We start from the raw sequence: 26178 nt of genomic DNA on the forward strand, positions 1-26178 counted from the left end.
AAACAGGTGGCTGATGCAATTCGCGGCGTCTAGCCCATCCGGTCGCGGAACCGGACGAGGCTCTTGCCGGGCGCATAGACGAATTCCTCGTGATAGATCTTCTGCCCCCGCGCATCGCGCATGATCCAGTCGTAGCGCATGGCGTCCGGGTCGCCCTTGTGGGTTCGGGCGACCTCCTTCACGCGGATCTCGACGGTTCTGTTCACGGGCTTGCCATCCAGGTATTCGACGGTCTGGAAGGTACGCCGCTCGCCCTCCCGCCACGGGCCAAGGGGGAAGAAGGCGTCGTCCTTGAAGCTGCGGTTCGGCTGGCCGGGCCGGGCGTCGAACACGCGGCCGAGTGCGGCGCCGCCATGCGTGACCGCGAAGAGTTGCAGCTTCTCGCCGCGCGAGGTCGGGTTGATGCGCTTGTAGACCTGCATCCGCTCGCCGGTCTGCGGATGCACCCAGGGATACGGGCCGCTGATCTGGCGCTTGTCGCCGGACCCGGACGCCTCGCGCACGCGCGGGAGCGGCCCCTCGCCGTCGGTCTCGGCCCCGGCCCAGAGCGCGATGGTGAGATCGCGGACCGGCTTGCTGGAAGCGCTGTCCTGTGCCGCGACGGCCTGACGGGGCGGAGACGCCGTTCCAGCGGACGCCGGCACGAAGTCGGAGGCGGTGAGCGCGGATACCTCCTGCTTCACGACCTGCAAGTCCTTCTGCATGGAGTCCACGACCGTGCAGCCGGAAAGTCCCAGCGCAACCGTGGCGAGGACAGCGAGGCGGGAAAGGATGGGAGTGCGTTTCGTCATGGCATGGTCCTCGGTTCGATGTCGTGGGCAAGACGGAGGCTGTCGAGCCAGTCCCCCAGCCGAAGAGGCAGGGCGCCGGCCTTCACGCAGTCGGCAAAGCTGTGGGTGCAGCCGGGCAGAAGCTCGAACGTGACCCGTGGCGCAAGCCCGCGCGACAGGGCGGTCTCGGTCACCGCATGGGTCCACCGGGCCGCGCGCTCGACCCGCGTCGCACCCTGGACGGCGTCGAGGTCCGGATCGACCCGGAACACTTCGTCGCGTTCGAGGTCGAGCGCCCCGACATGGACATGCATGGGCAAGCAGAGGAAGCGGTCGAGATTGGCCCGCGCCGCGGCCGCGCGCGGCTCCTCGCCGTCCAGTCCGAAGGGATAGGACAGACCGGGGTCGGGCAGCGTGTACCAACCCGCCGCACCCAGCCCCAGGGCGGCCACCCGCTCCGGGTGCGCCATGGCGAACCGGTGGGCGAACTGCGCCCCGCCCGAGAAGCCGATGAGGATGACCCGCGCCGCCGTGCTGCCTGTCGCCGCGGCGATCTCCTCCAGCGCGCCGATCAGCGCCACATCGGCTGGCCTGCCGGGCGTGCCAAGCCGTTGATAGCGCGGGTGGCCGGACTTCGTGAACCGCGGCGCGACGAGGATCCGCCCGGTGCGCTCCGCAATGGCCCGATAGGCGCGCAGATGCTCGCCCGCATTGCGGGAAACTCCGTGGACCGCGACGATCGGCGCCGCTCCCGGCACCGCGCGTGCGGGGATGTGCAGGCGGTAGGGCAGACGATGCCCGGCAGAGACGTTCCGGCTGGCGGGGGCAATCGGGGAGACCGGCAGGTGCGTCATGAAACCTCCACGAGATGGACGCTACGGCAGGCGGGCGGATGTGCGCTGTCGGGGGCGCCGCTCTCCTCGGCGATGCGGCCCCGATCAAGCCGCAGCGTGCGCCCGGCGCAAAAGCCCGAACCCTGGTGGCTGGCGAACACGACGGTTCCGGGAAACTCTCCGGCGATGGCAGCAAGCGTCCGGCGCGAAGGGGGGTCGAGATGGGCGTCTGCCTCGTCGAGCAGCAGAACCCGGGGCCGGACCATCAGGGCGCGCGCGAGCGCCAGCCGCATGCGCTCCCCGGAGGAGAGGCCGAAGCCCCCCTCCGCGATCCGCGTGTCGAGCCCCCCCGGAAGGCGGGCGAGCAGACCCTCCAGGCCGCAGCGTTCGAGCATGGCGGTGAGCGCCTCGTCCGGCGCGCCCGGCGCCCCATAGGAAAGATTGAGGCGCAGCGATCCCTTCAGCAGCGGCAGGTCGGGCGATACGAGCGTGATCAGGCCGCGGATATCCTCCTCCCGCATCCGGTCGAGCCGGATGCCGTCGAGCCGCACCCGTCCGCGCACCGGCGCGATCAGCCCCGCCATGACCCTCAGCAGGGTCGACTTGCCCGCACCGTTCGCGCCTGTCACGAGGACGCGCTCCCCGGCGGCGATCTCCAGACCGACGGGGCCAAGCCGCCCGGGCACGCGCACCCGGTCGAGGGTCAGCGGCCCCGCCGCCTGCGGCAGGCGCCGGACCCCGCGTGGCCGCACGCCCGCGGGCCGGATCGCCAGGATCTCCTCGATCTTCGCGCGCGCGACCTCGGCGCCCGTGCGATACTCGTAAACGCGGCCGAGATCCTGGAGCCGCGCCGCCAGCAGACCGCCGACCGCCATCGCGGCCGCGACCGTGCCCGGCGTTGCATGGCCGAGGTGCATGAGCACGCCGCCCGACAGCACTGCGCCGCCCGTCGCCGCGCCCGCACTCGCGTCGGCGAGCGCGCGCATCAGTCCGACGCTCCTGGCGCGCAATAGTGCGGCCCCGCGGACAGCCCGGCTGAGGCGGGCGAAGCGCCGCGCCTCTCGCACCTGCTGTCCGAACGCTTCCACCACGCCAAGCCGGACGATGCGGTCGTTGAGAAATCCGGCGAGCCGTCCGCGCCGCGCCCGCAATTCCCGCGTCGTCCGCCGCAGCGGGCGCCCGGAGGCCAGGATCAGGACGCCGGCCAGGGCCACCGACAGGGCCGTCAGTGCCCCGATGACCGGTGCGACGATGCCGAGCGCGAGCAACGCCAGCACGGTTGCGAGCCCGCTGACCGTCAGCCGCGCAAGGCCCAGCGCCGCCCAGTTGCGCAGGGCGCTCAGGTCGCCCGTGAGGCGCAGCGCGAGGCCGCCGCTGCTCATGGTGCGCGCGCGCTCCTCGCCGAGGGCCAGCACATGGCGGAAGAGGCGCATACGAACCGCGTGCACATAGGCCTGCCCCAGCCGTTCGCCATCCACATGCGCGCGCCCGCGCAGCCACGCGCTCGCGCCCAGTGCCACGGCAAGCGCGCTGCCGAGTGCGAGCGGGGAGGCCTCGCCCGCCGCGCCCGCGGAGAACCCGTCGAAGGTTCTCTGCACCAGCACCGCTGCGCCGGCGGCGAGCAGGGCCTGCGCGACCCCGTTCGCCACCAGAGCGGCAAAGGTCCAGCGCCGCGCACCCGCCAGGATCGCGGGTATGCGGACGGGGCCGGTGTGCCTTGCGGGCACGGTCACGCCGCCGCCCCGGCCGCGCGCCGCGCCGCGAGCGCGGGCGCCAGCCACAGGCCGTTGGTCAAGGCATCCAGCGGCACGATCGGGTGGAAAAGCGCCGCGGCCGCTTCCCGCATGGCAAGCGGGCTCGAGGTCAGCTTGCCTGCGACGGCCAGGACCGGCAGGCCGAGCCGGTCGAGGCAGGCAACACTCGCCACCGCACCCAGCGCATCGCCCGCCGCGACGATCACGCCGTCGATCAGCGTGCGCGCCTCCGGCGTCTCGATCAGGCCGACGGTCTCGGGGAAGAGCAGGCCGTCGGCGATCTCGACCACCGCGACGTCGCAGCCCGCCGCGGCCAGGTGAGCGTGCGCCCGGCGCAGGATCGAGGCCGTCTCGCCGACCGGCACGCGATAGGTGGAGGCATGGCCGAAATCGGTGAAGTCGAGGACGGGGGAGGCGCCCGCATCGACCAGCGCCCAGCGGTCGCCGCCCGCGCCGGTGCCTGTGACCTTCACCGCGCCGGGCCGGAACCCCTGTGCGGCGAGACCCCGCACCAGCGCCGCGGCGGTCGTCGTTTTTCCCGCGTTCATCGAGGTGCCGAGCACGGCGATGGTGTAGGGCGAGCGCCTGTCCGTGCGGCATGTGCCCAGCGCATGGTCGGCGAGGTTCAGGACACGCTTCGCGCGGTCCGCGACGAGCCCCAAGGGCTCGATCCGGGTCGGGGCGCGCGTGGCGGAATGGCGCGAGATCGCGCGTGCCGCGATGCCGCCGCCCGCGACCATCTCGCAGGGGCCGAGGTCGCCGGGCACGAGCGCTTCGAACTGGTCGCTCGCATAGCGCGCGCCATAGCACAGCAGCACCTCGTCGCCGATATAGAGTTCTGCACGCCGGCCCTCCGGCGATTCGATGCGCTTGTGATGACCCAGCTGGACGATCCGCGCGAGCACCAGGTCGCCGGGGCGCGGGCACGCATCGCCGCTCAGCAGACCGTCGGCGCGGGCAAGGTCGATCCGCCGCGTCGCATAGGACCGCTTCGCGGCCTTGAGGCGGCGCTGCAGCGTGTCTAGAGCGATCTGCGTGGCAGGGGTGCCGGCAGGCAGCGCGGGCGCAAGGCCCGCGAGGTCGGGTGTGAGAGCGCCGCTTTCGCGGACATCGAGCATGGCGTGCATGTTTGACGGTTTCCCTCGCTGACTGGACGCGCCGGCGGGCGCGGTCGAGGGAACAACGCGCGCCTTGCGTCTCTATTCCGCGGGAAAATGTGCGCGCCAGCGCCGGGCGTCAGTAGCAGCGGTCCGTCGGGGGCGCCTTCAGCAGGCCCCAGCCGTAGATGTCGTCGCGGCCCGGCTGGCCGAGGTCTTCCGCGCCGGTCGAGAGGATGAGGCGCGCCGCGGCCGCGTCGCCGCCGCTCAGCGCGCGTGCCCGCAGCAGGGCGGCGGCCGCGAAGGGGGCGGCAAAGCTCGTCCCCGTCCAGGCGGTGAAGCCCCCGCCGGGGGCTGCGGCGCGGATGCCGACCCCGGGTGCTGCCAGGTCGATATAGGCGCCGCGCGTGCCCTGCCGGTACGGTCGCTTTCGCGCGTCCACGGCGGCGACTGCCAGGACCTCGGGATAGGCCGCGGGATAGCTGGGCGTGCCGCGCGGCCCGGTGTTGCCTGCCGCCGCGACCAGGTTGATGCCGCGCGCCGCGACGGCCGCGATTGCGGCGCCGAGCACCTTGTTCTCCGCACCCGACAGGCTCATCAGCACGACGCGCGCGTCCCGTGTCGCGGCCCAGTCGAGCGCGCGGACGATGGCAATCGTGTCCGCCTGCTCCTGCCCGTCGCGGTTCCGGACCACTTCCGCCGCGAGCAGCGGCGCGCCGGGTGCCAGCGGTCCTGCCGAACCGACCAGCAGCGAGGCGATGGCCGTCGCATGTCCGCTCGGCGCAGAGCCCGCACCGCCTTCGACGAAGCTGCGCGTCTCGATCCGCGCACCCTCCAGCGTCGCGTGCCGCAGGTCGAGCGGCGTGTCCAGCAGCGCCACGGGGCGGCCGGGGGCGCAGGCCTGCGCATCGAGGCGCGACAGGCCGGTCATGGCCGCTTCGGCGCATTGGGCAGCGCCGCACGCCGCCGCGGCTTGCGGGGCATAGAGGTGGTTCGCGTCGAACACGCCCTCCGGCGCGAGGCTGCGGGCGAGGGAGAGCGCGGCCGGAACCTCGATGTTGCGCGGCGTCGCAAGCCGCACCAGCGTCATGCCAAGCACCTCGGAGCGCGATGTCCCGCGCAGCGAGAACCCTTGTGCGGTCAGCGCATTCAGACCGCGCGCGTCGAGGTTCAGGCCGACGATTTCCCGCGACAGGTAGTCTTCCGCCGAGCCGCCCTCGGGGGTAGAGGCATCCTCGTCGTCGGAGCGGTCGTCGTCCTCATCCCGCGAATCGTCGTCGCTGTCGTCTCCATCGTCTCCATCGTCGCTGTCGTCTCCATCGTCGCCGTCGTCCCCGTCGTCCCCGGAATCGCCGTCGTCGCCGTCATCTCCTCCGCTGCTGTCGCCCCCATCGTCACCGCCGTCATCGCCGCCATCGCCGCCGCTGGCAAATGCAACCGTTCGGATGCCCCCGCCCGGGACGGCGTCCAGAAGGGGCAGCAGGGCATAGACCAATGCGGCGGCGAGCAGGAGAAGGCGCATGCTGATAGGATCCGGATGAGCGGCTGTTCCGCATGACAACGCGAAACCGATAAAATTATTCCCAATGCCTGGAATAGGTCGGTCCGCACCGCGTTGTGGGCTTGGAAAGTAGAGCGTACGGCACCCGATGGAAACCGACATCCGGCACGAGATCGCAGCCCTCACACCCCGCCTGCGCAGGTTTGCCTATGCGCTCGCGGGGTCCATCGACGAAGGAGACGACCTTGTGCAGAGCGCGTGCGTGAAGGCGCTGTCGGGTCTCGATCGCTTCCGGCCGGGCACAAGGCTCGACAGCTGGATGTACCGGATCGTCCAGACGCTCTGGATCGACCGGGCGCGAATGGCACGAAGGCGGGCGACGGCTCCCGACCCGGATGCCGTCGCCGCGGCCAGCGACGATGGGCTCGCTGCACGCAGGCCGGACGACCGCCTGACGCTCGCCCGCGTGCGCCAGGCGGTGCAGGACCTGCCGGAGGAGCAGCGTGCCGTGCTCGTCCTGGTGGCGATCGAGGGGCTGTCCTACCGGCAGGCTGCCGAGACGCTCGACATACCCATTGGCACGGTGATGAGCCGGCTTGCCCGCGCACGGGCCCGTCTCGCACCCATGATCGGGGATTGAACCGATGACGACCGAATGGACCGAGGATGAAATCGTGGCCTATGCCGATGGCTCGGCCGAGGGAGACGCGGCCCGGCGCGCGGCCCGTGCGGTGGAGACGGACCCGCGCGCCCGCGCCATCTTCCAGCGCGTTCGGGAGGCGAACGCGATCCTCCGCGCTGCCTTCGACGCGCCCATGCAGGAGGCGACGCCCGCGCCCATCCTGGCCGCGATCCACGGCGAGCCCGGAAAGGTCGCCGCGCTTCACCGGCGCGCGCCGATGCGCCGCCTCGCGTCGCTCGCGATGGCGGCGAGCGTGGTGCTGGCCGTCGGTCTCGCCGTCTATCTGGAGCCGGGGCTGCTCGGCCAGGGCGGACGCGATGCCGCGCCTGCGCTTGCGCTCGGTCCCGTCGCGCAGGGCACGGCGCTCGCCACGGCGCTGGAGACGCGCGCGGCGGGCGCCCCGGAGGGCACGGTCACGGTGCTCGCAACCTTCCGGACGGAAAATGGCCAGGTCTGCCGCGAGTTCGAGCACATGCCGCAGAACGACAGCATCGTGATCGGGGGGATTGCATGCCGCACGTCCGGCGGCTGGGCCGTCGAGGCGCTTGCCGGGATCGAGGGCGATGCGGCCGGCGCGGGCGGATACACGACCGCCAGCGGCGAGGACGACCCGCTGGCGGGCGTCCTGACACGTCTCGGGGCGGGTCCGGCGCTCCCTCCGGCAGAGGAGGGGCGCCTGCTGCAACGCGGCTGGCGGGAAGGGGCGGGGGGCTGATCCGCCTAGTGCTCTTCCAGGAGCCGCCCGCAACCGCCCTTGCGGTCCCCGATCCCCATGCTGCGCAGCGCATGCCAATAGGTCGCGGTGTTGATCGCGATCACCGGCTTGCCCAGCCGCGGTTCCAGTTGTGCCGCCACGCGCCCCATCGGCAGGTTTGCGCCGAACTGCACGATGGCGTCGACGTCGTCGCCGTCGAGCGCGGTGGCGGCGTCGAACAGCTCCTTCTCCGGCACGAAGGCAATCTCGACCGGTCCCTTGCATTCGAGGTGCCGGGAACGGACGAGGCTATAACCGATCGCCTCGATGAATTCCTTCAGGTGCCCTTCCGCCACCGGATGGTAGGGGGTCAGCAGCGCGATGGACTTGCGCACGCCGAGCGCCTTGAGCGCCGCCGGCAGCGCGTCGGCGGCCTGCGTCACGCCGATGTCGCCGGCGCGCGCGCGGATACGTTCGGCGATCCGGCGTGCAGGCTCCAGCCCGCCGCCCCAGATGCTTTCCGCCGAGATGCCGAGGATCAGCCAGTCGGGCCGGCAGGTCATCACGCGGTCGAGCGATTCCTCCAGCGCGATGTCGATCCGGCGGATCAGCTCGTTGAAGTCGTTGTCGTTGTTCACCGGCTCGTCGGGGATGTGCATCCGCGAGATGTGGTTGGTCACGCCCGGAAAGCGCATGTCGTCGTATTCCGGTTGCACCACCGTGTTGGTGGACGGCGTCATGACGCCGAACTTGCAGCGGTATCCCAGCGTGTCCATTGCGTGTCTCCCCGTTTTAATTGTCGTCGATCCTTGCGCGGATCAGTCCGGAAACCCTGCCTCGCGGCGGTTGATGTAGACCGGGTCGCCCGCATCGCGGGTCCCCAGCACCCAGCCCGCGTGCCCCTCGACCGAGCCGTTGTTCGCCCGGGCGTGGGTCGAATCCACCGCGACCCGGCGCCGGGCGATCCGCCATTCCCCGTCCCGCTTCTCGAAGCGGTCGATGTAGCGGCCGAGCACGTCGACCCGGATGCGCCCCTGCGGCGCGCCCTCCTCGCCATCGCCCATCAGCATCTTTCGGTGGTCTTCCGATTCCGCGCCAAGCTCGAGCAGGACCAGCACATAGGTCTCCACCGCCGCGACCGTGTCGGAGGCGAACTCGATCAGGCTGCTGCCCAGCAGGTGCGACGACATGGGGATACCCGCGTGCCGGTCGCTGATCCACGCGATGAAGGCGTCGCGCGGCCCCTTGAAGTCGGTGTGGTCGTCCGTGCCGTCCTCGAAGAAGGTTGAGCGCGCCAGTTCCCAGTCGCGCCGGTCGACGCCGCGCGCATAGCGGGCGATGACGTTGCGGATGTCGCGTTCGTCCAGCAGCCGCTGCACAGGATCGCTCATGCTTCAATGCCTCCCAAGCCGCAGGTTTCGTTTCTCTCGAGGGGGGCGGCGCGCCCCGGCGTGCGTCAGCCGCCACCCGGCAGGCGCACCTCGCGTGTGATCCGCGCAGGAGGCGACCCCCAGGACGGGCAATAGGCATGCTGCGGGATCGGCACGTCGCCCCCCGCCACAACGATCACGATGTCCTCCGGCGCCTTCGTTGGCGGGATCGCGCCTCGCGCCGCGCCTTCCAGCACCCAGTCCTTCCAGCGTCCTTCCGCGACGAGGGCGGACTTGAACCACGACCGCTCCCAGCTTTCCGCAGGCCAGCGGCCGTGCGTGTGCAGCCACGCGCGCACGTCGTCCTTGCTCATGCCCTTGGCGGCAAGCTCCGCCGCCGTCGCGGGGGCGAGGATCACCGTCGGGCGGCCGCTCCACATGATCTGGAAGGCGGAGGCCGCAGTGCCCATCACGGTCGCGATCTCCTCCAGCCCGCCGGTGACGTTGATGACGGTCTCGGCGCGGGTCAGCGTGACGGCGCTCGCCTCCGCGGGCAGGCCGGCTTCGGTATGGATCGCCGGCCAGGGCGACAGGGCTGCGTTCTCCGCGAGGCAGAGCGTGTAGCGCCCGGCCTGGCCGAGGCCCGCGAAGGAGACGAGGCCCGCGCGCCCGCCGCCGAGGTTCAGCATGACGAGGCGGAGCGCACGCCCGATGGTCGCATTGGCCGCCCAGCCGGGCCCCAGCGCGCCGAAGCTCGCATTGAGGCCGATCCGCTCCACGACCGGGCCTGAGACGATCAGCAGGGGCGCCACGTTCTCGTCCGTGGTCTGCACGCCATTGAGGTTGAACTCAGGGTCGAGCAGGGCGTCCACGGCGGCCAGCACGACCGGGAAATAGGCGGGCTTGCACCCGGCCATCACGGCGTTCGCGGCCACCTTCTCGACCGTTGCGAGACCCTTCAACGGTTCGACCGCCCCCAGCACCTCGTTCGCGGACAGATGTCCCCCGGCGATCATCCGGCGCACGCGGACGGTCGTGGGCGCGACGATGGGCAGGCCGTCGGTCCAGCCGCGCCGCTCGAAGAGATCGCGCACGCGCGCCTCCGGGTCGCCGCCCGCCACTGCCTCGACGCGCTGGCGCGGGAAGTCGCCGGTCAGCGGCGCGGCCGCCATCATGCCGCGCTCCACCGCGCGCGCCTTCAGCGTGTCGTCGATCCAGCCGCCGGATGCCTGCTGCCCCGCGGGGATGACGACCCAGACCGGCGCGCCCGTCTCTCCCATCCCTGCCAGGGCCTCAGCCCTGCTCCTCGAGCTTCGTCTCCCAGTCCTTCGGCAGGGCGACACGCTTGGTCACCGGGAAGCCCAGCATGCCGTTGTGCGTGAAGACGTAGCAGTTCGACCGCATCGGGTCGCCCGCGACCGCGATCATGAAATGCTCCGGCTTCGTCACGATGGGTACGAGGCGGTCCGGATCCTTACCCGCGAAGACCTTGGGCGCCTTGCCGAGCCGAACCTGGTCGTCGAGCGTCCGCTTGCCCGGCACCAGGTTGGTCCAGCGCCAGATGTAGTCCTCGAACCGGTGGGCCGGGATGCGCGCGTGCTCGTAGAGCCAGTCCTGCACGTCCTCCTTGCTGAAGCCCGACTTGGCGATGGTCTCGGCGATCAGCGGCGAGAGCACGAGCAGGGGCCGGTAGGTGCCCTTTGCCATGCCGACCGTGAAGATCAGCTCCCATGTCGTATGCGTCGCCAGCGCATTGGCGAGATAGGGCAGGCACTGTTCCGCCGTGGTGCCGAAGACCGACGCGATCACGTTCCCGCCCGTGTAGCGCGAGATGGTGACGGCGCTGTCCTCGCGCCCGACGCCCGCTTCCTCCGCGATGGACGGCCAGCCGATCTGGTGCAGCCGCGCCTCGTTCTCCGCCAGCACCACGCGCCAGGTGTTGCCGAACGTGCCCTTGTCGGTCTCGTGCAGCAGGAAGCCTGCGACGTTGCGGAGATAGAGCCGCCAGAACCGGCCGATGCTGGTGTTCGGCTGGAAGCCGTCGCGCAGCGCGCCCTGCTCGAAATTGAAGTCGAGCGTGCGGATCAGCGGACCGTTGAGGACGATCAGCGTCTCCGCACCCGGCGTGTTGCCCGAATGCTCGTTGCCATAGTCCGGATCGGCCATCGCCTCGGCAAGCGCGCAGAGGATCGGCATGTATTCCGGCCGGCAGCCCGCCATCACGCCGTTGACGGCGACGTTCCAGACGGTGGCAAGCCGGTTGTCCGGCAGCAGCCTTCCGAACACATGGTCCTTCGGCAGGTCGGTGAAGGCCAGGAACTCTGCGATCTTCCCGTGCGTCGGCGGCACGATGGGCAGCCCGTCGGACCAGCGGTTCTCGACGAACAGACGGTTCACGTCCTCGAAACTGCCAGAGAAGACGATCTCCTCAGGGTCGGGTTCTCGTGTTTCGACGACCTCCGCGACGGCGCCTGTCAGGCATTCCACGATCTGGTCGACCGTCACCTTGCGGATATTGGCCTGCAGCTCCTCCTCGGACTGCACGTCCACGTGGCCCGGCACCATGGCGACGGGCAGGTTCGGGAACCCGAGGCCCACGGACGTCGTCCGGGCCTGGCCAATGAAACCTTCGCAGCAGAGAGCGACCGTGGGGACCCCGGCGGCTTCGGCAATCGCGCTCACCCGCAACACGGCGGGAGTGCACGAACCTCAGCAGCCCATCCCGGAGACGACCGCGTCGATCTTCAGCGACTTCAGCTTCTCCGGCAGCGCCGCGAGCACCTCGTGCTCCTCGTCGCCGTGGGTCGAGCCGAATTCCTCGTAGCCGACGAACTCCATGCCCGGGAAGCGCTTGCCCAGTTCTTCGGTGCAGACGTCCCAGATCTCGTCGCCGCGGAACAGATAATCCCACAGGAAGGCGACCTTCGCGCCTTCCATCGAAGCCAGCCGCGGCGCCAGCGGTTTCACGTCAACCGACTTGGCGCTGCGCGGCCAGACAACGTCATATGTCGTCATGACCCCTCCCTCGAGAGCGAACGGCGCTTCTGCGCGCCTTCGTTGCGCTTCTGCCGACTATGAGGAGCGTGAAGGGCCTGTCAAGGCGCGCGTTGTCCACGCGCAACAAAAATGCTTGATTGACAACAAAAATTTCCCGCCGCTACCCTGTCCGGACAAGGCTGGCATCCGGCATCCGGAACCGGCCCGCGCCGCACCTCGAGGGGAGGGCTCAAGGGCAACGTGTCCAACCGCTTCGACATTGCCGTCATCGGCGGCGGTATTGCCGGGCTGACAGCGGCGCATCACGCGGCGCTTGGCGGCGGTTCCGTCGTGCATGTGCGTGGGGAGGATTTCCCCGGCGGCCTCGTCAGCAATGTCGGGCGCATCGAAGGGTTTCCGTCCGGCGGGCGCGACGTGTCGGGCGCCGATCTGGCGCTGGGCATCGCGGAGGCGAACAAGGCGCTCGGCGTCGAGGAATTGGCCGAGAACGCCACGGCGGTCGCGAAGGCGGGTCGCGGCTTTTCGATCGAGACAGGGCAGGGGACGATCCGCGCCGGCCAGGTGATCGCGGCGACGGGTGCGCGGCTGAAGACGCTCGACGTGCCGGGCGCCGCCGCGCTCGAAGGCAAGGGCGTGTCGCAATGCGCCTGGTGCGACGGGGCGCTGAACCGGGGCCGCGACGTGGTGGTCCTGGGGGCGGGCGATGCCGCGCTGGAGGCTGCGCTCTACCTCGCGCCGCTTGCGCGCAAGGTGACCGTCGTGACCCATGGAGAGGGGGTACGCGGCCGGCAGGCCTATGTGACCCGTCTCGCCGACCATGAGAACGTGGATTTCCGCTGGGCCTGCGAGGTGACGGAGATCGTCGGCGGCAACGGTGTCGAGGCCGTCCGGCTCTCCGATACCGACACCGGCGAGACGGAGGACCTGCCCTGCTACGGTGTCTTCGTCTTCATCGGGCAGGTGCCCAATTCGGGCCTGTTCGCCGGGCTGGCGGAGTGCGATGGCGAGGGCCGGATCCTGACGGACACAAGCATGGAAACGGCCTGCGAGGGGCTGTTCGCCGCCGGCGCGGTGCGCGCGGGCTATGGCGGGCGGCTGGTGCATGCCGTGGGCGAGGCGGCAACCGCCGCGATGGCGGCGGCGGCGCGCTGCGACGATTGAACCGGACGCGGACGATCCGCGCACGGCAATTCAAGCCGCGCACAAGACGCGGCATCGAGCACAAGGGAGGACGCTCAATGAACATGATGCCCAACTGGCGGCTCACTGGGGCCGCTGTCGCACTTTCCGCGGCGCTCGCCGGGTCTGCTGCGGCGGAGACGACCTGGGACCTTTACGCCTTCACCGGCGTGACGCACCCGATCACCGTGCGCTACCAGATGTTCGCCGACGAGGTGGCGCAGGCCACGAACGGCGAGTTGAAGATCATCGTGCGCCCGGCGGGCGAACTGCCGTTCAAGGCGACGGAAGTCGTCAAGGCGACGAGCAGCGGGCAGGTGCAGCTTGCCGCCGCCTATCAGGGCTTCATTTCCGGCGCCGTGCCGGTCGCGTCGATCACCAGCCTTCCGTTCCTCGTGCAGAACGCGGACCAGCTGGAGCAGATCGCGCCGAAGCTGATCGCCGCGGCTGACGCGGAATTCGGCAAGCAGGGTGTGCGGACGCTCTTCTGGCACACCTGGCCGGTGCAGAACATCTTCGGCCGGGGCGAGCCGATCCGCAGCCTGGCCGACTTCAAGGGCCGCAAGATCCGCTCCACGGACGGCAAGCAGGCGGAGATGCTGAAGCAGCTCGGCGCATCCTCGATCAGCCTGACGACGGCCGAGGTGCCGGTGGCGGTCGAGCGCGGCGTGGCCGACGGCTACATCACGGCCGCCTTCAACGTGGTGGGCGCGAAGTGGCAGGAGTTCACCGACTGGGCATGGCTCTGCGAGGTGCACATCGGCGGCCCGTCCTACCTGCTGATGAACATCGACGCCTACAACGCGCTGCCCGACGATGTGCGGGCGAAGCTCGACGAGGTCGCAAAGTCCTTCGGGCCGAAGTTCCGGGCGCTAAACCTCGCCGACGAGAAGACGGCGCTGGAGTCGCTCGAGAAGGAGCACGGGGTGACCATGGTGAAGCCCAGCGACGCTGAGATCGCCGAGCTGATCGACCGCATGACGCCCTATTGGGAGACCTGGGCCACCCAGAACGGTGACGCTGCGGTCAAGCTGCTGGCCGAGGTCCGTTCGGAACTCGGGAAATAGGCACCGGCGCGCCAGGGCAGCCGCGCCCGCCCCCGCGGGCGGGCGCGGCCCCTGACGGCAGCGGTACGGATCCGGGAGGGGGGCTGTGCAGCACGGCAACCGCATGACGGACGATGCATCGGAACCGGGCGGCCCAAGGGGGACGGGGCGCCTGGCCCGTGCCGCGGCCGCGCTCTCCGATGTCTTCGGCGCGCTGGCCGGGGTCGCGCTTGCCGGCATCGTGGTCATCGTCTGCACCGAGATCGTGTTGCGCCTGTTCCGCCATTCGCTTCTCGTGACCGACGAGATGGGGGCCTATCTCAATGCGGCGGTGGTGTTTCTCGGGCTCGCATACAGCCTGCGCCACGGCGCGTTCATCCGCATGGAATTCGTCTACGACCGGCTGAGCCGCCCCGTCCGGCGGCTCGCGACATGGTGCTTCGTGCTGATCACGACGGTGTTCGTCGCCGCGCTCGTCTATGTCGCGTGGAAGCACGTGCAGTACGCCTATGTGCAGGATACCCGCGCGATCTCCGTGCTCGCGACGCCCGAATGGATCCCGCAATCCCTGATGCTGCTCGGCCTCGCGGCGCTTCTCGTGCAACTCGTCGCCTTCATCTGGGAGAGGGTGCGCCATGTCCCCTGACAGCCCGCCGCCGTCCAGCACCCTGGCAGGGGGGCGCCGATGAGCCTCGACCTGCTCGTCGCCGTGCTGATCGGCGGGCTCGCCTTCCTGCTGCTGATCGGCCAGTGGACGGCGTTCGCACTGGGCACCACGGGGGTGGTGATCCTCTACCTCAGCAAGGGCGTGATCGGCCTGGAGGCATTGAGCTCGGTCGTCTGGAACAACACCGCGAGCTACATCCTGGTGGCCGTGCCGCTGTTCCTGCTGATGGGCGACCTCATCCTGCGCAGCGGCGTCAGCGGCTATTTCTACCGAGGCGTCGTCGTTCTGCTGCGATGGCTGCCGGGCGGGCTGCTGCACGCCAACATCATGTCTTGCGCCATCTTCTCCGCCGTCTCGGGGTCGAGCGTTGCGACCGCCGCGACGGTCGGAACCGTTGCCATCCCGGAGATGACGCGGCGCCAGTACGCCCCGCGCATGATCTTCGGCTCGCTGGCGGCTGGCGGTACGCTGGGCATCCTGATCCCGCCCTCTATCGTGATGATCCTCTACGGCGCGCTGGTGGAGGAATCGATCGCCCAGCTGTTCATGGCGGGGCTCATCCCCGGGCTAACGCTCGCCGGCATCTTCATGGCCTATATCGCCGTGCGCATCGCACTCAATCCGGCGCTCGCGCCCGAGGGCAAGGCACGCGAGGACATCGGGCAGGAGGAGGCGGAGGAGGCGGGGGAGGAGCCCGGCTGGCGCGACGCGCTGCACGTGCTGCCGATCTTCGCCCTGCTGGCGGTCGTGCTGGGCAGCATCTACGCCGGCATCGCCACCCCGACCGAGGCGGGCGGGATCGGCGTCGCGGGCGCGCTTCTTCTCGCGGCGGGCTATCGCGGACTGAACTGGGAGGTGTTGCGCGGCTCCCTCATGTCGGCGGTGCGCACCACCTGCATGGTGGTGTTCATCATCGTAGGCGCGCAGATCCTCGCGACCGCGCTGACCTATTCGGGGGCGAGCAGGGCGATCAGCGAGTGGGTGCTCGCGCTCGGCCTGTCGAAGTGGATGTTCTTCGCGATGCTGGTCCTGCTTTACGTGGGGCTGGGGTTCTTCGTGGACGGGCTGTCCATGATCTACATGACCCTGCCGGTGCTTCTGCCCCTGGTGCGCACCTTCGGCTTCGACCTCGTGTGGTTCGGCGTCGTGCTGACCATCCTGATCGAGCTTGGCCAGATCACGCCGCCGGTCGGATTGAACCTGTTCACGATCCACGGGATATCGGGGGGAAGCCGGTTCTCCGAGGTGGTGCGGGGCGCGGCGCCCTATGTGGCGCTGATGCTGGCGATGATCCTTCTGCTCGTGCTGTTTCCCGGCCTCGCGCTGTGGCTGCCGGCGACGATGATGAACTAGACGCTGCGGGGTTGGTGGCGGAAGAGGGTGGGAGTCGAACCCACCAGACGCGGCTTGCGCGCCTCAACGGGTTTGAAGCCCGTGCGGACCACCGGGATCCGATCCTCTTCCTGAAAGCGTGTGTGTCTGCATGGCGGCGCGCGTGCCCGTGCCGTCCCCGGTCCCGAACACGGTGCCGGCGGGCCGGACGGTCTTGCGCGTGCCGCCGTCGCGGCGGGTGAAGCCCAGCCGGTCGAAATATTCCAGCATCTCGATCGTCAGGTTGCGGCCGAGGCCCGACCGGTCGCGGAACTCCGCGGCGGTGAAGCCCTCGTCCGCCGCTTGCCGCGTCCCGTCCTCCGCAAGGTCCGCGAGGCGCCGCAGCGTCGCTTGCGTCAGGTAGCGGTTGGGGGTCACGCGGGTCGCCTCTCCCAACATGGCGGCGCGGGCCAGCAGTGCCTCCGCCCGGTCCTGTGCAATGTCGAGCGCGGCCGCAAGTTCGGAGATCACGGGCGGGCGTCCCGGCGCCTCCAGCAGCGGCTTCGCGCGGGCCCAGAGCGCGCCATCCTCGGCGTTCAGGCGCGGCGCGTGGCTCGCAAGCCGCAGGAAGGGGCCGGCGCGCACGGCCTCGCCCGCTGCCACGAGGCCGGAGACGGCGGCGTCGAGCGCTGCGGGCAGGCAGGGCCGGGGCAGCATCCGTGCCAGCGCGGTGCGGTCGGGGCCCGCCCGTTCCGGCTGGCTGCGGTGATGATGGGCAAGGGCGTCCAGGATGGCGCACCTCAGGGCTTCGGCATGGCCGCGCGTCAGGCCTGCGTCCCCGTCCGCCCCGGAGGCGACCACGGGCACGCGCGCGCGCATCGCCTCTGCCTCGGCCGGATCCAGGTTCCAGGCGGTGTCGAGCGCACCCAGCGGCACACCGCCCGGCATCCCTTCCAGCAGTGACTGCAAAGCCGCCGCTCGGCCGCGGCCGCGCAGTGCGGCCAGCCACGCGAGCCGTGCCGGTGCGCCGCGTCCACGCTGCACGCCTTGCGGGTCGACGATACGGCCGCCGCCCAACGTCTCACGTGCTGACTGGTTGCGCAGGATCACGGCGTCGCCTGCCGCCGCGACGGCCGGGCGCGAGAGGACGATCTGCGCGAGGGCGCTTTCCCCAGGTGCAAGCGTTGCGCGGTCCAGCAGGAACAGCCTCCCGGGGATATCCGCGCTGCCCAGGTGCACATGAACCGGCGTGTCCCGCTTCAGCGGGCGATCGTGCGTGGCGAGCAGGCGGACATCGACGTCGAGGCGCGCCGACGCAGGCGCCACGCGCGGCGCCACCAGCCAGTCGCCGCGGTGAATGTCGGCCTTCTCCACCCGGCCCGCCAGGTTGATCGCGCAGCGGTCGCCGGCGCGGGCCACCTCCGCCTGGCGGTTCTGCACCCTCAGCCCGCGGATCCGTACGTCGCGGCCGCTGGGCTCCAGCCGCAGCGTTTCGCCTTGCCCTGCGCGGCCCGACTGGACGAGGCCGGTGACCACCAGCCCCGTGCCGTCGACATGGAAGGCGCGGTCTATCGCAAGACGGAAGTTTCCACGCGGGTCGGGCGCGGGGGCGCTTTCGGCGAGCGCGCGCAGGCGTGCGGCAAGTTCGGCTACTCCCTCGCCGGTCGTGCTGGAGACGGGCAGCACGGGGGCATCCGCCAGGCCCGTCCCCTCCAGCAGGCGCGCGACCTCCCCGCGGGCCGCGTCGAGGCGGGCGGGGCTCACGCGGTCGGCCTTGGTCAGCGCCACCAGCCCTTCGCGCACCCCGACGAGGTCGAGCACGGCGAGGTGCTCCAGCGTCTGCGGCATCGGACCGTCGTCCGCCGCGATCACCAGCAGCGCCGCCCGTATCCCCGTCACCCCCGCCAGCATGTTGCGGACGAAGCGGCTGTGGCCCGGCACGTCGACGAAGCCGATGGTATGGCCCGGCGCGATCTGCGTGTCGTAGACGAAGCCCAGGTCGATGGTCAGGCCGCGCGCCTTCTCTTCCGGCAGGCGGTCTGCGTCCTGCCTGGTCAGCGCGCGCAGAAGGCTCGTCTTGCCGTGGTCGACATGGCCCGCCGTGGCGATGATCATGGCGCCCCGTCCGAAAGGTCGAGCGCGCCGAGTTGCCCGACGAACGCTGCCTCGTCCTCCAGGCAGCGCAGGTCGAACAGCAGCGCACCGCCCGCGATGCGTCCGATCACTGGGCGCGGCAGGCGGCGGAACGCGCGCGCCAGCGCCTCCACCTTGCCGCCCGCCTTCCGCCCCCCGTGCGGGGTGAGCGCGAGCGCCCGGCTCGGCAGAAGGTCCACAGGCAGGGCGCCGCTGCCGATCTGGCTCCGGCACGCCACGATCTCCACGTCCGCGGCCCCGTCGACTGCGGTGCGCACCGGCCCCGCGAGACGCTCGGCCCGCCCGGCGATCTCCGCTTCCGGAACGGTCAGCATCCGCAGCACGGGCAGCCGCGCGGCCAGGCGTTCGGGGCTCTCGTAGAGGCGCAAAGTCGCCGACAGCCCGGCGAGAATGATCTTGTCGAGGCGCAGCGCGCGCTTCATCGGGTTGCGGCGGATGCGGTCCACGAGATCCGCACGACCGGCGACGATCCCGGCTTGCGGGCCGCCTAGCAGCTTGTCGCCGCTGAAGGTGACGAGGTCCATGCCGGCAGCCAGCGACTCGCCGGGCGTAGGCTCGTGCGGCAGGCCGTAGCGTTCGAGATCGACGAGCGTGCCGCTCCCCAGGTCGCAGACGGCGGGAAGCCCGGCCTCATGGGCGATCCGGGCGACGTCGGCTTCGCTCACGGCGGCGGTGAAGCCGGTGACGGCGTAATTGCTGGCATGCACCTTCATCAGCAGTGCCGTTTCGTCCCCGATCGCGCCGGCATAGTCGCGCGGGTGCGTGCGGTTCGTGGTGCCGACCTCCCGCAGCCGGGCGCCGGCGCGCGCCATCACGTCGGGGATGCGGAACGCGCCGCCGATCTCGACAAGCTCGCCGCGGGAGACGATCACCTCCCGGTCCTGCGCCAGCGTGTTGAGCACGAGCAGCACGGCGGCTGCATTGTTGTTGACGAGGGTCGCGGCTTCTGCCCCGGTCAGGCGGCAGACCTGTGCCTCGACACGCGCGTCCCGGTCCCCGCGGCGTCCGGTCTCGAGGTCGTATTCGAGGTCCGATGGCTCGGCCGCCGCCGCTGCGATCTCGCGGATCGCTTCCTCCGCCAGCGGCGCCCGGCCGAGGTTGGTGTGGATCACGGTGCCGGTGAGGTTGAAGACGCTGCGGACCGCCGGTGCGAGCCGCTCCGCGATCCGCGTCCCTGCCATGCCGGCAAGCGCCTGCGGGTCGGAAAACGTCTCCGCGTCCGCTCCGCCCGCGATCCGCGCTCGAGCTTCGGCGAGCACGTCGCGGACGGCATCGCGCACCGCTGTCGCGCCGTGCGCAAGGACGAGCGGTTCGAACGGCGCGCTCTTCAGCAGGGCGTCGATGGATGGCAGCAGATCGTAACGCGGGCGCGCATGTGTCCTGGCGGCATCCATGTTCCGGCACGTGTTCCGATGGCGGGTTGGCAGCTTCCGGTCAGCCTAGGACCCGCGCCAACTCATTGTCAATCAAGTGAATTTATTGCCTATGCGCAACAAGGAGCGTGCCGATGTCTGCCGCCATCGCGCGCCGACAAGGGCCGTGCCAGCCATGCCGCCTTCGTGTAAGAGGGCGGGGGCGGCATGGGTGATGCGGGGAGCGGGACCGAAACGTGTCGATGGAACGCGCCGATACAGCGGGTGCCGCGGTGCTGGTCGCCCATGGGTCGCCCTCCGATCCGGTGACGCAGGAGGCGGCGGTGCAGGCGCTGGCCCGCGCCGTCGCCGCGGAATTGCCGGGCGTCTGGGCGGTGCGCGCCGCCACCCTGGCCGCGGACGGGGCGCTGGAGCGCGTATTCGACGGCCTCGCTTCGGGCGCGTGCGTGTTTCCCCTCTTCATGTCCGACGGCTGGTTCGTCGGGACCGCGCTGCCGCGCCGCCTGCAGGCGCTTGGGCGGGGCGGGGCCAGGATCCTGACCCCGCTCGGCATGCTGCCGGCCTTCCACGACCTGTGCGCGGAGCTCGTGCTTGCCGCGATCGCCGCCGAAGGCTGGCGGCCCGATGACACCGCCGTGATCCTTGCTGCCCACGGATCGCGCCGCGGCGAGGTTCCCGCCCGGCGGACGCGGGAGGCGGCGGAAGCGATTGCCAGCAGGGCCGGGGTGCGGAGCGTGCAGCCGGGCTTCGTCGAGCAAGCGCCGTTCCTCGCCGATACGCTGCGCGCCGCGCCGCCGCAGGCGCTGTGCCTGCCGTTCTTCGCGGCCGATGCAGGGCACGTGACGCACGACCTGCCCGCCGCCGTCGCGGCGAGCGGCTTTCGCGGACCCGTGCTGCCCGCCGCCGGAACGGCGCCCGGCGTGGTCCGGATCGTTGCGCGTGCATTGTGCGAAATTCCCCGGTCCGATGGGTCTTAGGCGCGGGTCTGGCAGACCGTTTCGCCGCAGGGATAACTCGCACGTCGAAAAAGTTACTCAAGAGTCACAAAAACCACTCGACATTTTTTCGGGTGAATGATGAGCTATTTGCAAGCGGGCTCCGGACGGTCATGTTCCCACGCGGAACAGACCATTTCATCGGAGGGGCGGGGGACGATGTCACGCTGGGCGAACGCAGTACCGGATCGCGAGACGCAGCTTGAAAACAAGCGCAAGGCGATCATTCGCGAGGCGGCGAAGGTCTTCAACCGGCGCGGCTCGCACGGCACGACACTCGACGACGTGGCCGAGCGCCTGGGCGTGACCAAGGCTGCGCTCTACCGCTATGTGCGCAACAAGAACGACCTGCTCTACGCCTGCCACGAGGAGGCGATGGAGATCGCGCGCGAGTGCATGGACCGCGGCGAGGCCGAGGGGCGCACCGGCCGCGAGAAGATCGAGATCGGCATGAAGGGCTATCTGCGCGAGATGATCGGCGCGATGGGCGTGCCCGTGCTGATCCTCGAGGAGAACACGCTCACCGGCGAGCGTGCGCGGCGCATCATCGGCCTGCGCGACGCGTTCGAGGCGCGGATGCGCCGGCTGGTGGAGGAGGGGATTGCCGACGGCTCCATCGCGCAGGTGAACCCCAAGCTCGCGATCTTCATGCTGCTGGGCGCGGTGCATTGGGTGACCAAATGGTACTCGCCCAAGGGGGTCTGGACAGCCGACGACGTCTCCGACGCGCTGATCGAGATGGTCATGCGCGGGCTTTCCGCGGCACCGTCGCCGGCGCTCACCGCCCGTATCCATCACACGACGGTTCCGTTCAAGCGGCCGAAATAAAGAAAACGATCAAGGGAGAGGATGCCCATGGATTTCGACCTGACGCCCGACCAGCAGGCCCTTCAGAACAATGTGCGCGAGTTCGCGCAGGCCGAGATCGCGCCGCGGGCCGAGGCGCTGGACCGTGACGGCGTCTTTCCCACGGACCTCTTCCAGAAGCTGGGCGAACTGGGCGTCATGTCGATCCCGTTCTCGCCCGACTACGGGGGCATGGGCCTCGGCATCACCGAGGCCGTGCTGGCGATCGAGGAGGTGGCGCGCGCCGACCAGTCGCTGGCCGTCTCGGCCATGGTCTCCATGGCGACGGGCCTGACGGTCGCCCGCTTCGGCACCGAAGAGCAGAAGCGCCAATGGCTGCCCGACATCGTTTCGGGCCGCAAGATCTGCTCCATCGCCGGGACGGAGCCGGACGCGGGCAGCGACACCGCGGGCTTCAAGACGCGCGCGACGCAGGTGCGCGACGGCGAGTGGTCGATCACGGGCGAGAAGGCCTACATCACCAATCCGGGCACGGACATTTCCAGCTTCACGCTGATCCTCGCCGTCTCAAGCCCGAAGGAGGAGGCGCGCAAGCAGTTCACGCTCTTCCTCGTGCCGAACGACACGCCCGGCTACACGCGCGGCGAGAAGTACCGGAAGATGGGCTGGCGGTCCTCGGACACGCGCCCGCTCTATCTCGACGATTGCCGCCTGCCGTCGAGCGCCATCGTCGGCCAGCCGCACGGCGGGCGTTTCGTGCTGCACAAGGGCTACCAGGCCGCGCGCCTCTTCCTGGCGGCCTGTTCGCTGGGTCTTGCGCAGGCGAGCCTCGACCACTCCATCGCCTACGCGAAGGAGCGGCAGGCGTTCGGCGGCTCCATCGGCAAGCTGCAACTGATCCAGGAGATGATCGCCAAGATGGCGCTGAAGGTGGACAGCGCGCGCCTCGTCACCTACCGCGCCGCGTGGTCGGTGGACGCGGGCCGCGACGACCTGAAGGCGCTCTCCATGGCCAAGCTGCACGCGACCGAGACGGGCTCGGAGGTCGCCAACATGGCGATCCAGGTGCACGGCGGCTGGGGCTTCATGGACGATTGCCCGGTGTCCCGCTATCTGCGCGACAACCGCATCTGCACCATCGGGGACGGCAGTTCGCAGATCCAGACCCTGCTGATCGCGCGGGAGTGCGGTCTGGATGTGACGTTCCAGTAGCGTACGAAAAACAAAGAGAAAAACGACAAGGCGGCGGGCCGTGAATCCGCTGCGAACGGGAGGAGTGTGCCCATGGTCGGGAAACCGGCGGATGCGGGTGCCGTACTGGAGGCGCATGACCTCTGCCTGCGCTTCGGGGCGGTGGAGGCCCTGAAGTCCGTCTCGCTGAGGGTCATGCCACGGCAGATCCACGCGGTGATCGGGCCGAACGGCGCGGGCAAGTCGAGCCTGCTCAACTGCCTGTCGGGCTTCTACCGTCCGCAGTCGGGCGCGGTGCGCTTCATGGGCGAGGACATCTCCACGCTCGCCCCGCACCGGCGCGCGGGCCTGGGCATCAGCCGGACCTTCCAGGGCATCCAGACCTATCCGTCCATGACCGCGCGGGAAAACATCCTGAGCGGTTTCCACAACCGCATGAAGGGGGGCCTCTTCCGCGCGCTGCTCTACTGGGGACCGGCGCGCAAGGAGGAGGAGGCGTTCGCCGCCAGGGCCGAGGACATCATCGAGTTTCTGGAGCTTGAGCAGGAGCGGCACCATCCCGTGGGCGACATGTCCTATGGCATGCGCAAGCGGGTCGACCTCGGCCGCGCGCTCGCGCTCGACCCGCGCATCCTCATCATGGACGAGCCGATGGCCGGCATGAGCCCGGAGGAGAAGGGCGACCTCGCGCGCTTCGTCCTCGACATCCGCGACGGGCTCGACATCCCCATCGTGCTGGTCGAGCACGACATGGAGGTGGTCATGGACATCTCCGATCGCGTGACCGTGATCGACTTCGGACAGGTGATCGCCAGCGGCACGCCCGACGAGGTGCGCGCCAACCCGGCGGTCATCGCCGCCTATCTCGGGGGAGAGGCGGCATGACGGCCCCGGTCCGCACCATGCGCGCCGAACCGGTGGCGACGCCGCGCCAGTCGAACGGGCGCACGCTGCCGCAGCTTCTGGCCGACAATGCACGCGAATTCGGGTTGAGACCCGCCGTGGTGTCCAAGCGCGCCGGCATCTGGCGGCCCAAGACCTGGGCGCAGATCCTGGACGAGGTGCGCATCTGCGCCCGCGGCCTCGCAGCGGAGGGTCTCAAGCGCGGCGAGGTGCTGGCCTTCATCTCCGAGAACATCGAGGAGCAGTTCATCCTCGAGCTTGCCGCGCAGTCGATCGGCGCGATCGCGGTCAGCGTCTATCCGGACGCGACGCCCGACGAGCTTGCCTATGTGCTCACCCATTCCGGCGCCGCGATGGTTATGGGCGAGGACCAGGAGCAGGTCGACAAGATCCTCGCCTGCATCGATCAGGCGCCGGGCTTGCGCCGCATCCTCTATGTCGACGGGCGCGGCCTCTGGGATTATGCGGAGGAGCGGCTCCTCTCGCTCGACGCCTTGCGCAAGGTGGGCGAAGGCTTCCACAGCGACGCCTGGGCCGACGCGCAGATCTCCGAGGGAAAACAAGGAGATGTCGCGGTCTATTGCTACACGTCCGGCACGACGGGCCGGCCCAAGGCCGCGATGCTGAGCCACGCCTTCATCCTCGACAACGCGCACCGGCTCATGGGCGCGCTCGACGTGAAGCCGGGTGGAAATTACCTCTCCTACATCTCGCCTGCGTGGGCGGCGGAGCAGTTCTTCGGCATCGCGCTGCCGCTGCTCGCGCCCATGGTCGTGCACTTCGCCGAGAAGCCGGAGACGATCCAGAACGACCTGCGCGAGATCGGGCCGGAGTTCCTGATGTTCACCCCGCGCCAGTGGGAGATGCAGGCCTCCGACGTCGAAGCCCGCATGATGGACGCAAGCCCCTGGCGCCGCCGGCTCTACCGCTGGGGTCTGGCGCAGGGCCGCGCGCGCATGAAGGGCGAGGGCGGGCTCTTCCACCGCCTGATCGTCTGGCCGCTCGCCGACCAGCTTGTGCTGAAGGGCATCCGAGACCTTCTGGGGCTGACCCGCGCGCGGGCGGTTCTTTCAGGCGGATCAGGGCTTTCGGCGGAACTCTTCGAGCGCTATCGCGCCTTCGGCGTACCCCTTGGCAACCTCTACGGGTCGACCGAATGCGGCCTCATCTCGACCCACCGGCCCGGCAGCAAGACGCCGGAGACGATGGGCACGCTGATGCCGTCCGACCCCACGATCACGCAGCCCATAGAGGCCTGGGTGGACGACCGCGGGCAATTGCGGCTGAAGGTGCTGGCTTTCTCGGGTTACCTCGGCGACTCGCAGTCGACCGCGGAGATGGGCGATCCTGCCGTGGGCCTCGAAACCGGCGACGCGGTGCGGGTCGACGAAAAGGGCGAGCTGATCTTCCTCGACCGGCTGAAGGATCTGCGCCACCTCAAGAGCGGGCTGAGCTATCCGCCGCAGTTCATCGAGAACCATTTGCGCGCCGACGCCATGATCCGCGACGCCATCGTGATCGGCGACGAGAGCCGCGAGCATGTCGTCGCGCTCGTGAACATCGATCCGGAGATCGCCGGCCGCTTCGCAGAGCTCAACGGCCTCGCCTACGGCACCTTCCCGGAGCTGAGCCAGTTGCCCGCGATCCGCGCAGAGATCGGCAAGGCCATCGCGCGGGTCAATGTGCTGGTCGATCCCTGGGCGCGCGTCGTGGCCTTTGCCAACCTGCCCAAGGAACTCGACGCCGACGAGGCGGAACTGACGCGGTCGCGCAAGCTCCGGCGCGAGCACATCCACGCCCGCTACGCCGCGATGATCGAGGCGCTCTACCGCGGCGACGCCACGCTCTCCACCGAGATCGAGGTCAAGTATCAGGACGGCACGACGAGCCTGCTCAGGGCCGAGGTCGCGCTCAACCGCATCGACGAGACCGGCGTGGCCGGGGAGGGCCGCCCATGACCAACCTCATCCAGATCCTGATCGACGGCGTGCTGGTCGGCCTGGTCTACGGCCTCGTCGCGATCTCCTTCGTCGTCATCTACCGCGCCTCGCGCATCGTGAACCTGGCGCAGGGCGAGGTGCTGGTGTTCGGCGCGCTGTTCCTGTGGACCTTCACGCTGGGGTTGGAGCACGTGGGCGCCGGGCTTCCGCTCGTCGTGGGCATCCTGTTGACGCTCGCCGCTTGCGTGGTGCTGGGCCTGATCCTTGAGCGGTTCGTGTTCCGCCCGCTGATCGGCCAGCCGGCCTTCGCGATCTTCATGGCGAGCATCGCGCTGCTGATCCTGCTGCGCGGCCTCGCACAGCTCGTCTGGACGGCGGAGACGCGCTCCTTCCCCGTGATCCTGCCAGAGGGCGCGTTCGAGATCGGCCCCTTCCTCATCAACACGCGGCTGTTCCTCGGCGCGCTGTTCACGGTAGCGCTGACCTTCGGGCTCCATGCCTTCTTCACCCGCTCGCGCCGGGGCCTGCGCCTCGCGGCGGTGGCGGAGGACCACAACACCGCCCTGTCGCTTGGCGTCTCGGTCCGGGGCGCGATCGCGGTCGCCTGGATCCTGGGCGCGATCGTCGCGACCTTCGCGGCGATGGTGCTGCTGTCGGGCCGCATCGTCTCGCTGGAGGTGGCGACCATCGGGTTCAAGGCCCTGCCCGTGGCCCTGCTGGGCGGGCTCGAATCGATCCGCGGTGCCCCGCTCGCGGGCATCCTGATCGGCGTGGGGGAGGCCTTGGCCATGGCCTACCTCGACCCGCATACCAATGGCGCAGCCTCCGCCGTCCTGCCCTTCTGCGTGATGATCGGCGTGCTGCTGATCCGTCCGCAGGGCCTGTTCGGCTGGAAGAAGATCGAGAGGCTCTGA

At 70.1% G+C, this 26178-nt stretch carries 23 protein-coding genes and 1 tRNA gene; 12 read left to right on the top strand and 12 right to left on the bottom strand.

The features are described 5' to 3' along the window. Positions 1–29 precede the first annotated feature (29 nt). The 5 genes from NJQ99_RS03575 to NJQ99_RS03595 form a co-directional block, all read right to left on the bottom strand. Positions 30–791, bottom strand: a complete 762-nt coding sequence (locus NJQ99_RS03575) for a hypothetical protein (RefSeq protein WP_269331423.1) — start codon at positions 789–791, stop codon at positions 30–32. After that, complete coding sequence (locus NJQ99_RS03580) at positions 788–1624, bottom strand: PHB depolymerase family esterase (RefSeq protein WP_269331424.1); 837 nt, start codon at positions 1622–1624, stop codon at positions 788–790. The genes NJQ99_RS03575 and NJQ99_RS03580 overlap by 4 nt, the downstream gene beginning before the upstream one ends. Further along, the gene (locus tag NJQ99_RS03585; RefSeq protein ID WP_269331425.1) at positions 1621–3336 is read right to left on the bottom strand and encodes an ATP-binding cassette domain-containing protein; all 1716 of its coding nucleotides are present in this window, start codon (positions 3334–3336) and stop codon (positions 1621–1623) included. The genes NJQ99_RS03580 and NJQ99_RS03585 overlap by 4 nt, the downstream gene beginning before the upstream one ends. Further along, positions 3333–4484: a DUF1611 domain-containing protein gene (locus NJQ99_RS03590; RefSeq protein ID WP_269331426.1), complete on the bottom strand. Its 1152-nt coding sequence runs from the start codon at positions 4482–4484 to the stop codon at positions 3333–3335. The genes NJQ99_RS03585 and NJQ99_RS03590 overlap by 4 nt, the downstream gene beginning before the upstream one ends. A 109-nt stretch (positions 4485–4593) precedes the next feature. Further along, on the bottom strand, positions 4594–5976 hold the full coding sequence (locus NJQ99_RS03595) for a S8 family serine peptidase (protein ID WP_269331427.1): 1383 nt from the start codon (positions 5974–5976) through the stop codon (positions 4594–4596). Between the two features lie 127 nt (positions 5977–6103). Between NJQ99_RS03595 and NJQ99_RS03600 the strand changes: the two genes are divergently transcribed. Both NJQ99_RS03600 and NJQ99_RS03605 read left to right on the top strand, forming a co-directional pair. Further along, positions 6104–6595 carry an RNA polymerase sigma factor gene (locus NJQ99_RS03600; RefSeq protein ID WP_269331428.1) on the top strand — a complete coding sequence of 164 codons (492 nt, stop codon included), beginning with the start codon at positions 6104–6106 and terminating at the stop codon, positions 6593–6595. A 4-nt stretch (positions 6596–6599) separates the two neighbouring features. After that, on the top strand, positions 6600–7352 hold the full coding sequence (locus tag NJQ99_RS03605; RefSeq protein ID WP_269331429.1) for a hypothetical protein: 753 nt from the start codon (positions 6600–6602) through the stop codon (positions 7350–7352). 5 nt (positions 7353–7357) lie between these two features. On the opposite strand, the gene NJQ99_RS03610 is transcribed toward NJQ99_RS03605, so the two are convergent. The 4 genes from NJQ99_RS03610 to NJQ99_RS03625 all read right to left on the bottom strand — a co-directional run bounded on the left by NJQ99_RS03610 (position 7358) and on the right by NJQ99_RS03625 (position 11716). After that, entirely contained in the window at positions 7358–8107 is a 750-nt protein-coding gene (locus NJQ99_RS03610; RefSeq protein ID WP_269331430.1) for a maleate cis-trans isomerase family protein, read from the bottom strand. A 42-nt stretch (positions 8108–8149) separates the two neighbouring features. Continuing rightward, a complete protein-coding gene (locus NJQ99_RS03615; protein ID WP_269331431.1) occupies positions 8150–8722 on the bottom strand; it encodes a nuclear transport factor 2 family protein in 573 nt (190 codons plus the stop codon). Positions 8723–8787: 65 nt separating this feature from the next. Next, entirely contained in the window at positions 8788–9981 is a 1194-nt protein-coding gene (locus NJQ99_RS03620; protein ID WP_269331432.1) for a hypothetical protein, read from the bottom strand. 13 nt (positions 9982–9994) lie between these two features. Then, complete coding sequence (locus NJQ99_RS03625; protein ID WP_456237670.1) at positions 9995–11716, bottom strand: UGSC family (seleno)protein; 1722 nt, start codon at positions 11714–11716, stop codon at positions 9995–9997. 222 nt (positions 11717–11938) lie between these two features. Here NJQ99_RS03625 and NJQ99_RS03635 point away from each other — a divergent pair, with 222 nt between their 5' ends. The 4 genes from NJQ99_RS03635 (at position 11939) to NJQ99_RS03650 (ending at position 15943) form a co-directional block, all read left to right on the top strand. Beyond that, positions 11939–12859, top strand: a complete 921-nt coding sequence (locus tag NJQ99_RS03635; RefSeq protein WP_269331435.1) for an NAD(P)/FAD-dependent oxidoreductase — start codon at positions 11939–11941, stop codon at positions 12857–12859. A 77-nt stretch (positions 12860–12936) separates the two neighbouring features. Beyond that, positions 12937–13944 carry a TRAP transporter substrate-binding protein gene (locus NJQ99_RS03640; RefSeq protein ID WP_269331436.1) on the top strand — a complete coding sequence of 336 codons (1008 nt, stop codon included), beginning with the start codon at positions 12937–12939 and terminating at the stop codon, positions 13942–13944. Positions 13945–14047: 103 nt separating this feature from the next. After that, the gene (locus tag NJQ99_RS03645; protein ID WP_269331437.1) at positions 14048–14569 is read left to right on the top strand and encodes a TRAP transporter small permease subunit; all 522 of its coding nucleotides are present in this window, start codon (positions 14048–14050) and stop codon (positions 14567–14569) included. A gap of 39 nt (positions 14570–14608) precedes the next feature. Continuing rightward, the gene (locus NJQ99_RS03650; RefSeq protein ID WP_269331438.1) at positions 14609–15943 is read left to right on the top strand and encodes a TRAP transporter large permease; all 1335 of its coding nucleotides are present in this window, start codon (positions 14609–14611) and stop codon (positions 15941–15943) included. A 15-nt stretch (positions 15944–15958) separates the two neighbouring features. On the opposite strand, the gene NJQ99_RS03655 is transcribed toward NJQ99_RS03650, so the two are convergent. The 3 genes from NJQ99_RS03655 to selA all read right to left on the bottom strand — a co-directional run bounded on the left by NJQ99_RS03655 (position 15959) and on the right by selA (position 19449). Further along, positions 15959–16054: transfer RNA gene (locus NJQ99_RS03655), tRNA-Sec, on the bottom strand. After that, positions 16007–18016 (bottom strand): selenocysteine-specific translation elongation factor, encoded by a 2010-nt coding sequence (gene selB / locus NJQ99_RS16345; RefSeq protein ID WP_407933355.1) that lies wholly within the window; start codon positions 18014–18016, stop codon positions 16007–16009. Before selB ends, NJQ99_RS03655 begins: the two co-directional genes overlap by 48 nt. After that, positions 18013–19449: an L-seryl-tRNA(Sec) selenium transferase gene (selA, locus tag NJQ99_RS03665; RefSeq protein WP_269331440.1), complete on the bottom strand. Its 1437-nt coding sequence runs from the start codon at positions 19447–19449 to the stop codon at positions 18013–18015. The genes selB and selA overlap by 4 nt, the downstream gene beginning before the upstream one ends. 221 nt (positions 19450–19670) lie before the next feature. On the opposite strand from selA, the gene NJQ99_RS03670 reads away from it, so the two are divergent. The 6 genes from NJQ99_RS03670 to NJQ99_RS03695 all read left to right on the top strand — a co-directional run bounded on the left by NJQ99_RS03670 (position 19671) and on the right by NJQ99_RS03695 (position 26178). Further along, entirely contained in the window at positions 19671–20405 is a 735-nt protein-coding gene (locus NJQ99_RS03670) for a CbiX/SirB N-terminal domain-containing protein (RefSeq protein WP_269332069.1), read from the top strand. 177 nt (positions 20406–20582) lie between these two features. Beyond that, entirely contained in the window at positions 20583–21251 is a 669-nt protein-coding gene (locus NJQ99_RS03675; RefSeq protein WP_269331441.1) for a TetR/AcrR family transcriptional regulator, read from the top strand. A gap of 27 nt (positions 21252–21278) precedes the next feature. After that, positions 21279–22442 carry an acyl-CoA dehydrogenase family protein gene (locus NJQ99_RS03680; protein WP_269331442.1) on the top strand — a complete coding sequence of 388 codons (1164 nt, stop codon included), beginning with the start codon at positions 21279–21281 and terminating at the stop codon, positions 22440–22442. A gap of 72 nt (positions 22443–22514) precedes the next feature. Beyond that, complete coding sequence (locus NJQ99_RS03685) at positions 22515–23306, top strand: ABC transporter ATP-binding protein (RefSeq protein WP_269331443.1); 792 nt, start codon at positions 22515–22517, stop codon at positions 23304–23306. After that, positions 23303–25282, top strand: a complete 1980-nt coding sequence (locus tag NJQ99_RS03690) for an AMP-dependent synthetase/ligase (protein ID WP_269331444.1) — start codon at positions 23303–23305, stop codon at positions 25280–25282. Before NJQ99_RS03685 ends, NJQ99_RS03690 begins: the two co-directional genes overlap by 4 nt. After that, on the top strand, positions 25279–26178 hold the full coding sequence (locus NJQ99_RS03695; RefSeq protein WP_269331445.1) for a branched-chain amino acid ABC transporter permease: 900 nt from the start codon (positions 25279–25281) through the stop codon (positions 26176–26178). Before NJQ99_RS03690 ends, NJQ99_RS03695 begins: the two co-directional genes overlap by 4 nt.

It is taken from the genome of Futiania mangrovi (assembly GCF_024158125.1).
Lineage (GTDB): Bacteria > Pseudomonadota > Alphaproteobacteria > Futianiales > Futianiaceae > Futiania > Futiania mangrovi.

Bases quoted from the DNA above. Each gene is read 5' to 3' on its own strand.
- NJQ99_RS03580 (WP_269331424.1), bottom strand. From the start codon at position 1,624: ATGACGCACCTGCCGGTCTCCCCGATTGCCCCCGCCAGCCGGAACGTC.
- NJQ99_RS03575 (WP_269331423.1), bottom strand. From the start codon at position 791: ATGACGAAACGCACTCCCATCCTTTCCCGCCTCGCTGTCCTCGCCACG.
- NJQ99_RS03695 (WP_269331445.1), top strand. From the start codon at position 25,279: ATGACCAACCTCATCCAGATCCTGATCGACGGCGTGCTGGTCGGCCTG.
- NJQ99_RS03685 (WP_269331443.1), top strand. From the start codon at position 22,515: ATGGTCGGGAAACCGGCGGATGCGGGTGCCGTACTGGAGGCGCATGAC.
- NJQ99_RS03675 (WP_269331441.1), top strand. From the start codon at position 20,583: ATGTCACGCTGGGCGAACGCAGTACCGGATCGCGAGACGCAGCTTGAA.
- NJQ99_RS03670 (WP_269332069.1), top strand. From the start codon at position 19,671: ATGGAACGCGCCGATACAGCGGGTGCCGCGGTGCTGGTCGCCCATGGG.
- NJQ99_RS03600 (WP_269331428.1), top strand. From the start codon at position 6,104: ATGGAAACCGACATCCGGCACGAGATCGCAGCCCTCACACCCCGCCTG.
- NJQ99_RS03590 (WP_269331426.1), bottom strand. From the start codon at position 4,484: ATGCACGCCATGCTCGATGTCCGCGAAAGCGGCGCTCTCACACCCGAC.
- NJQ99_RS03610 (WP_269331430.1), bottom strand. From the start codon at position 8,107: ATGGACACGCTGGGATACCGCTGCAAGTTCGGCGTCATGACGCCGTCC.
- NJQ99_RS03620 (WP_269331432.1), bottom strand. From the start codon at position 9,981: ATGGGAGAGACGGGCGCGCCGGTCTGGGTCGTCATCCCCGCGGGGCAG.
- selB (WP_407933355.1), bottom strand. From the start codon at position 18,016: ATGATCATCGCCACGGCGGGCCATGTCGACCACGGCAAGACGAGCCTT.
- NJQ99_RS03690 (WP_269331444.1), top strand. From the start codon at position 23,303: ATGACGGCCCCGGTCCGCACCATGCGCGCCGAACCGGTGGCGACGCCG.
- NJQ99_RS03605 (WP_269331429.1), top strand. From the start codon at position 6,600: ATGACGACCGAATGGACCGAGGATGAAATCGTGGCCTATGCCGATGGC.
- NJQ99_RS03615 (WP_269331431.1), bottom strand. From the start codon at position 8,722: ATGAGCGATCCTGTGCAGCGGCTGCTGGACGAACGCGACATCCGCAAC.
- selA (WP_269331440.1), bottom strand. From the start codon at position 19,449: ATGGATGCCGCCAGGACACATGCGCGCCCGCGTTACGATCTGCTGCCA.
- NJQ99_RS03650 (WP_269331438.1), top strand. From the start codon at position 14,609: ATGAGCCTCGACCTGCTCGTCGCCGTGCTGATCGGCGGGCTCGCCTTC.
- NJQ99_RS03645 (WP_269331437.1), top strand. From the start codon at position 14,048: ATGACGGACGATGCATCGGAACCGGGCGGCCCAAGGGGGACGGGGCGC.
- NJQ99_RS03595 (WP_269331427.1), bottom strand. From the start codon at position 5,976: ATGCGCCTTCTCCTGCTCGCCGCCGCATTGGTCTATGCCCTGCTGCCC.
- NJQ99_RS03680 (WP_269331442.1), top strand. From the start codon at position 21,279: ATGGATTTCGACCTGACGCCCGACCAGCAGGCCCTTCAGAACAATGTG.
- NJQ99_RS03640 (WP_269331436.1), top strand. From the start codon at position 12,937: ATGAACATGATGCCCAACTGGCGGCTCACTGGGGCCGCTGTCGCACTT.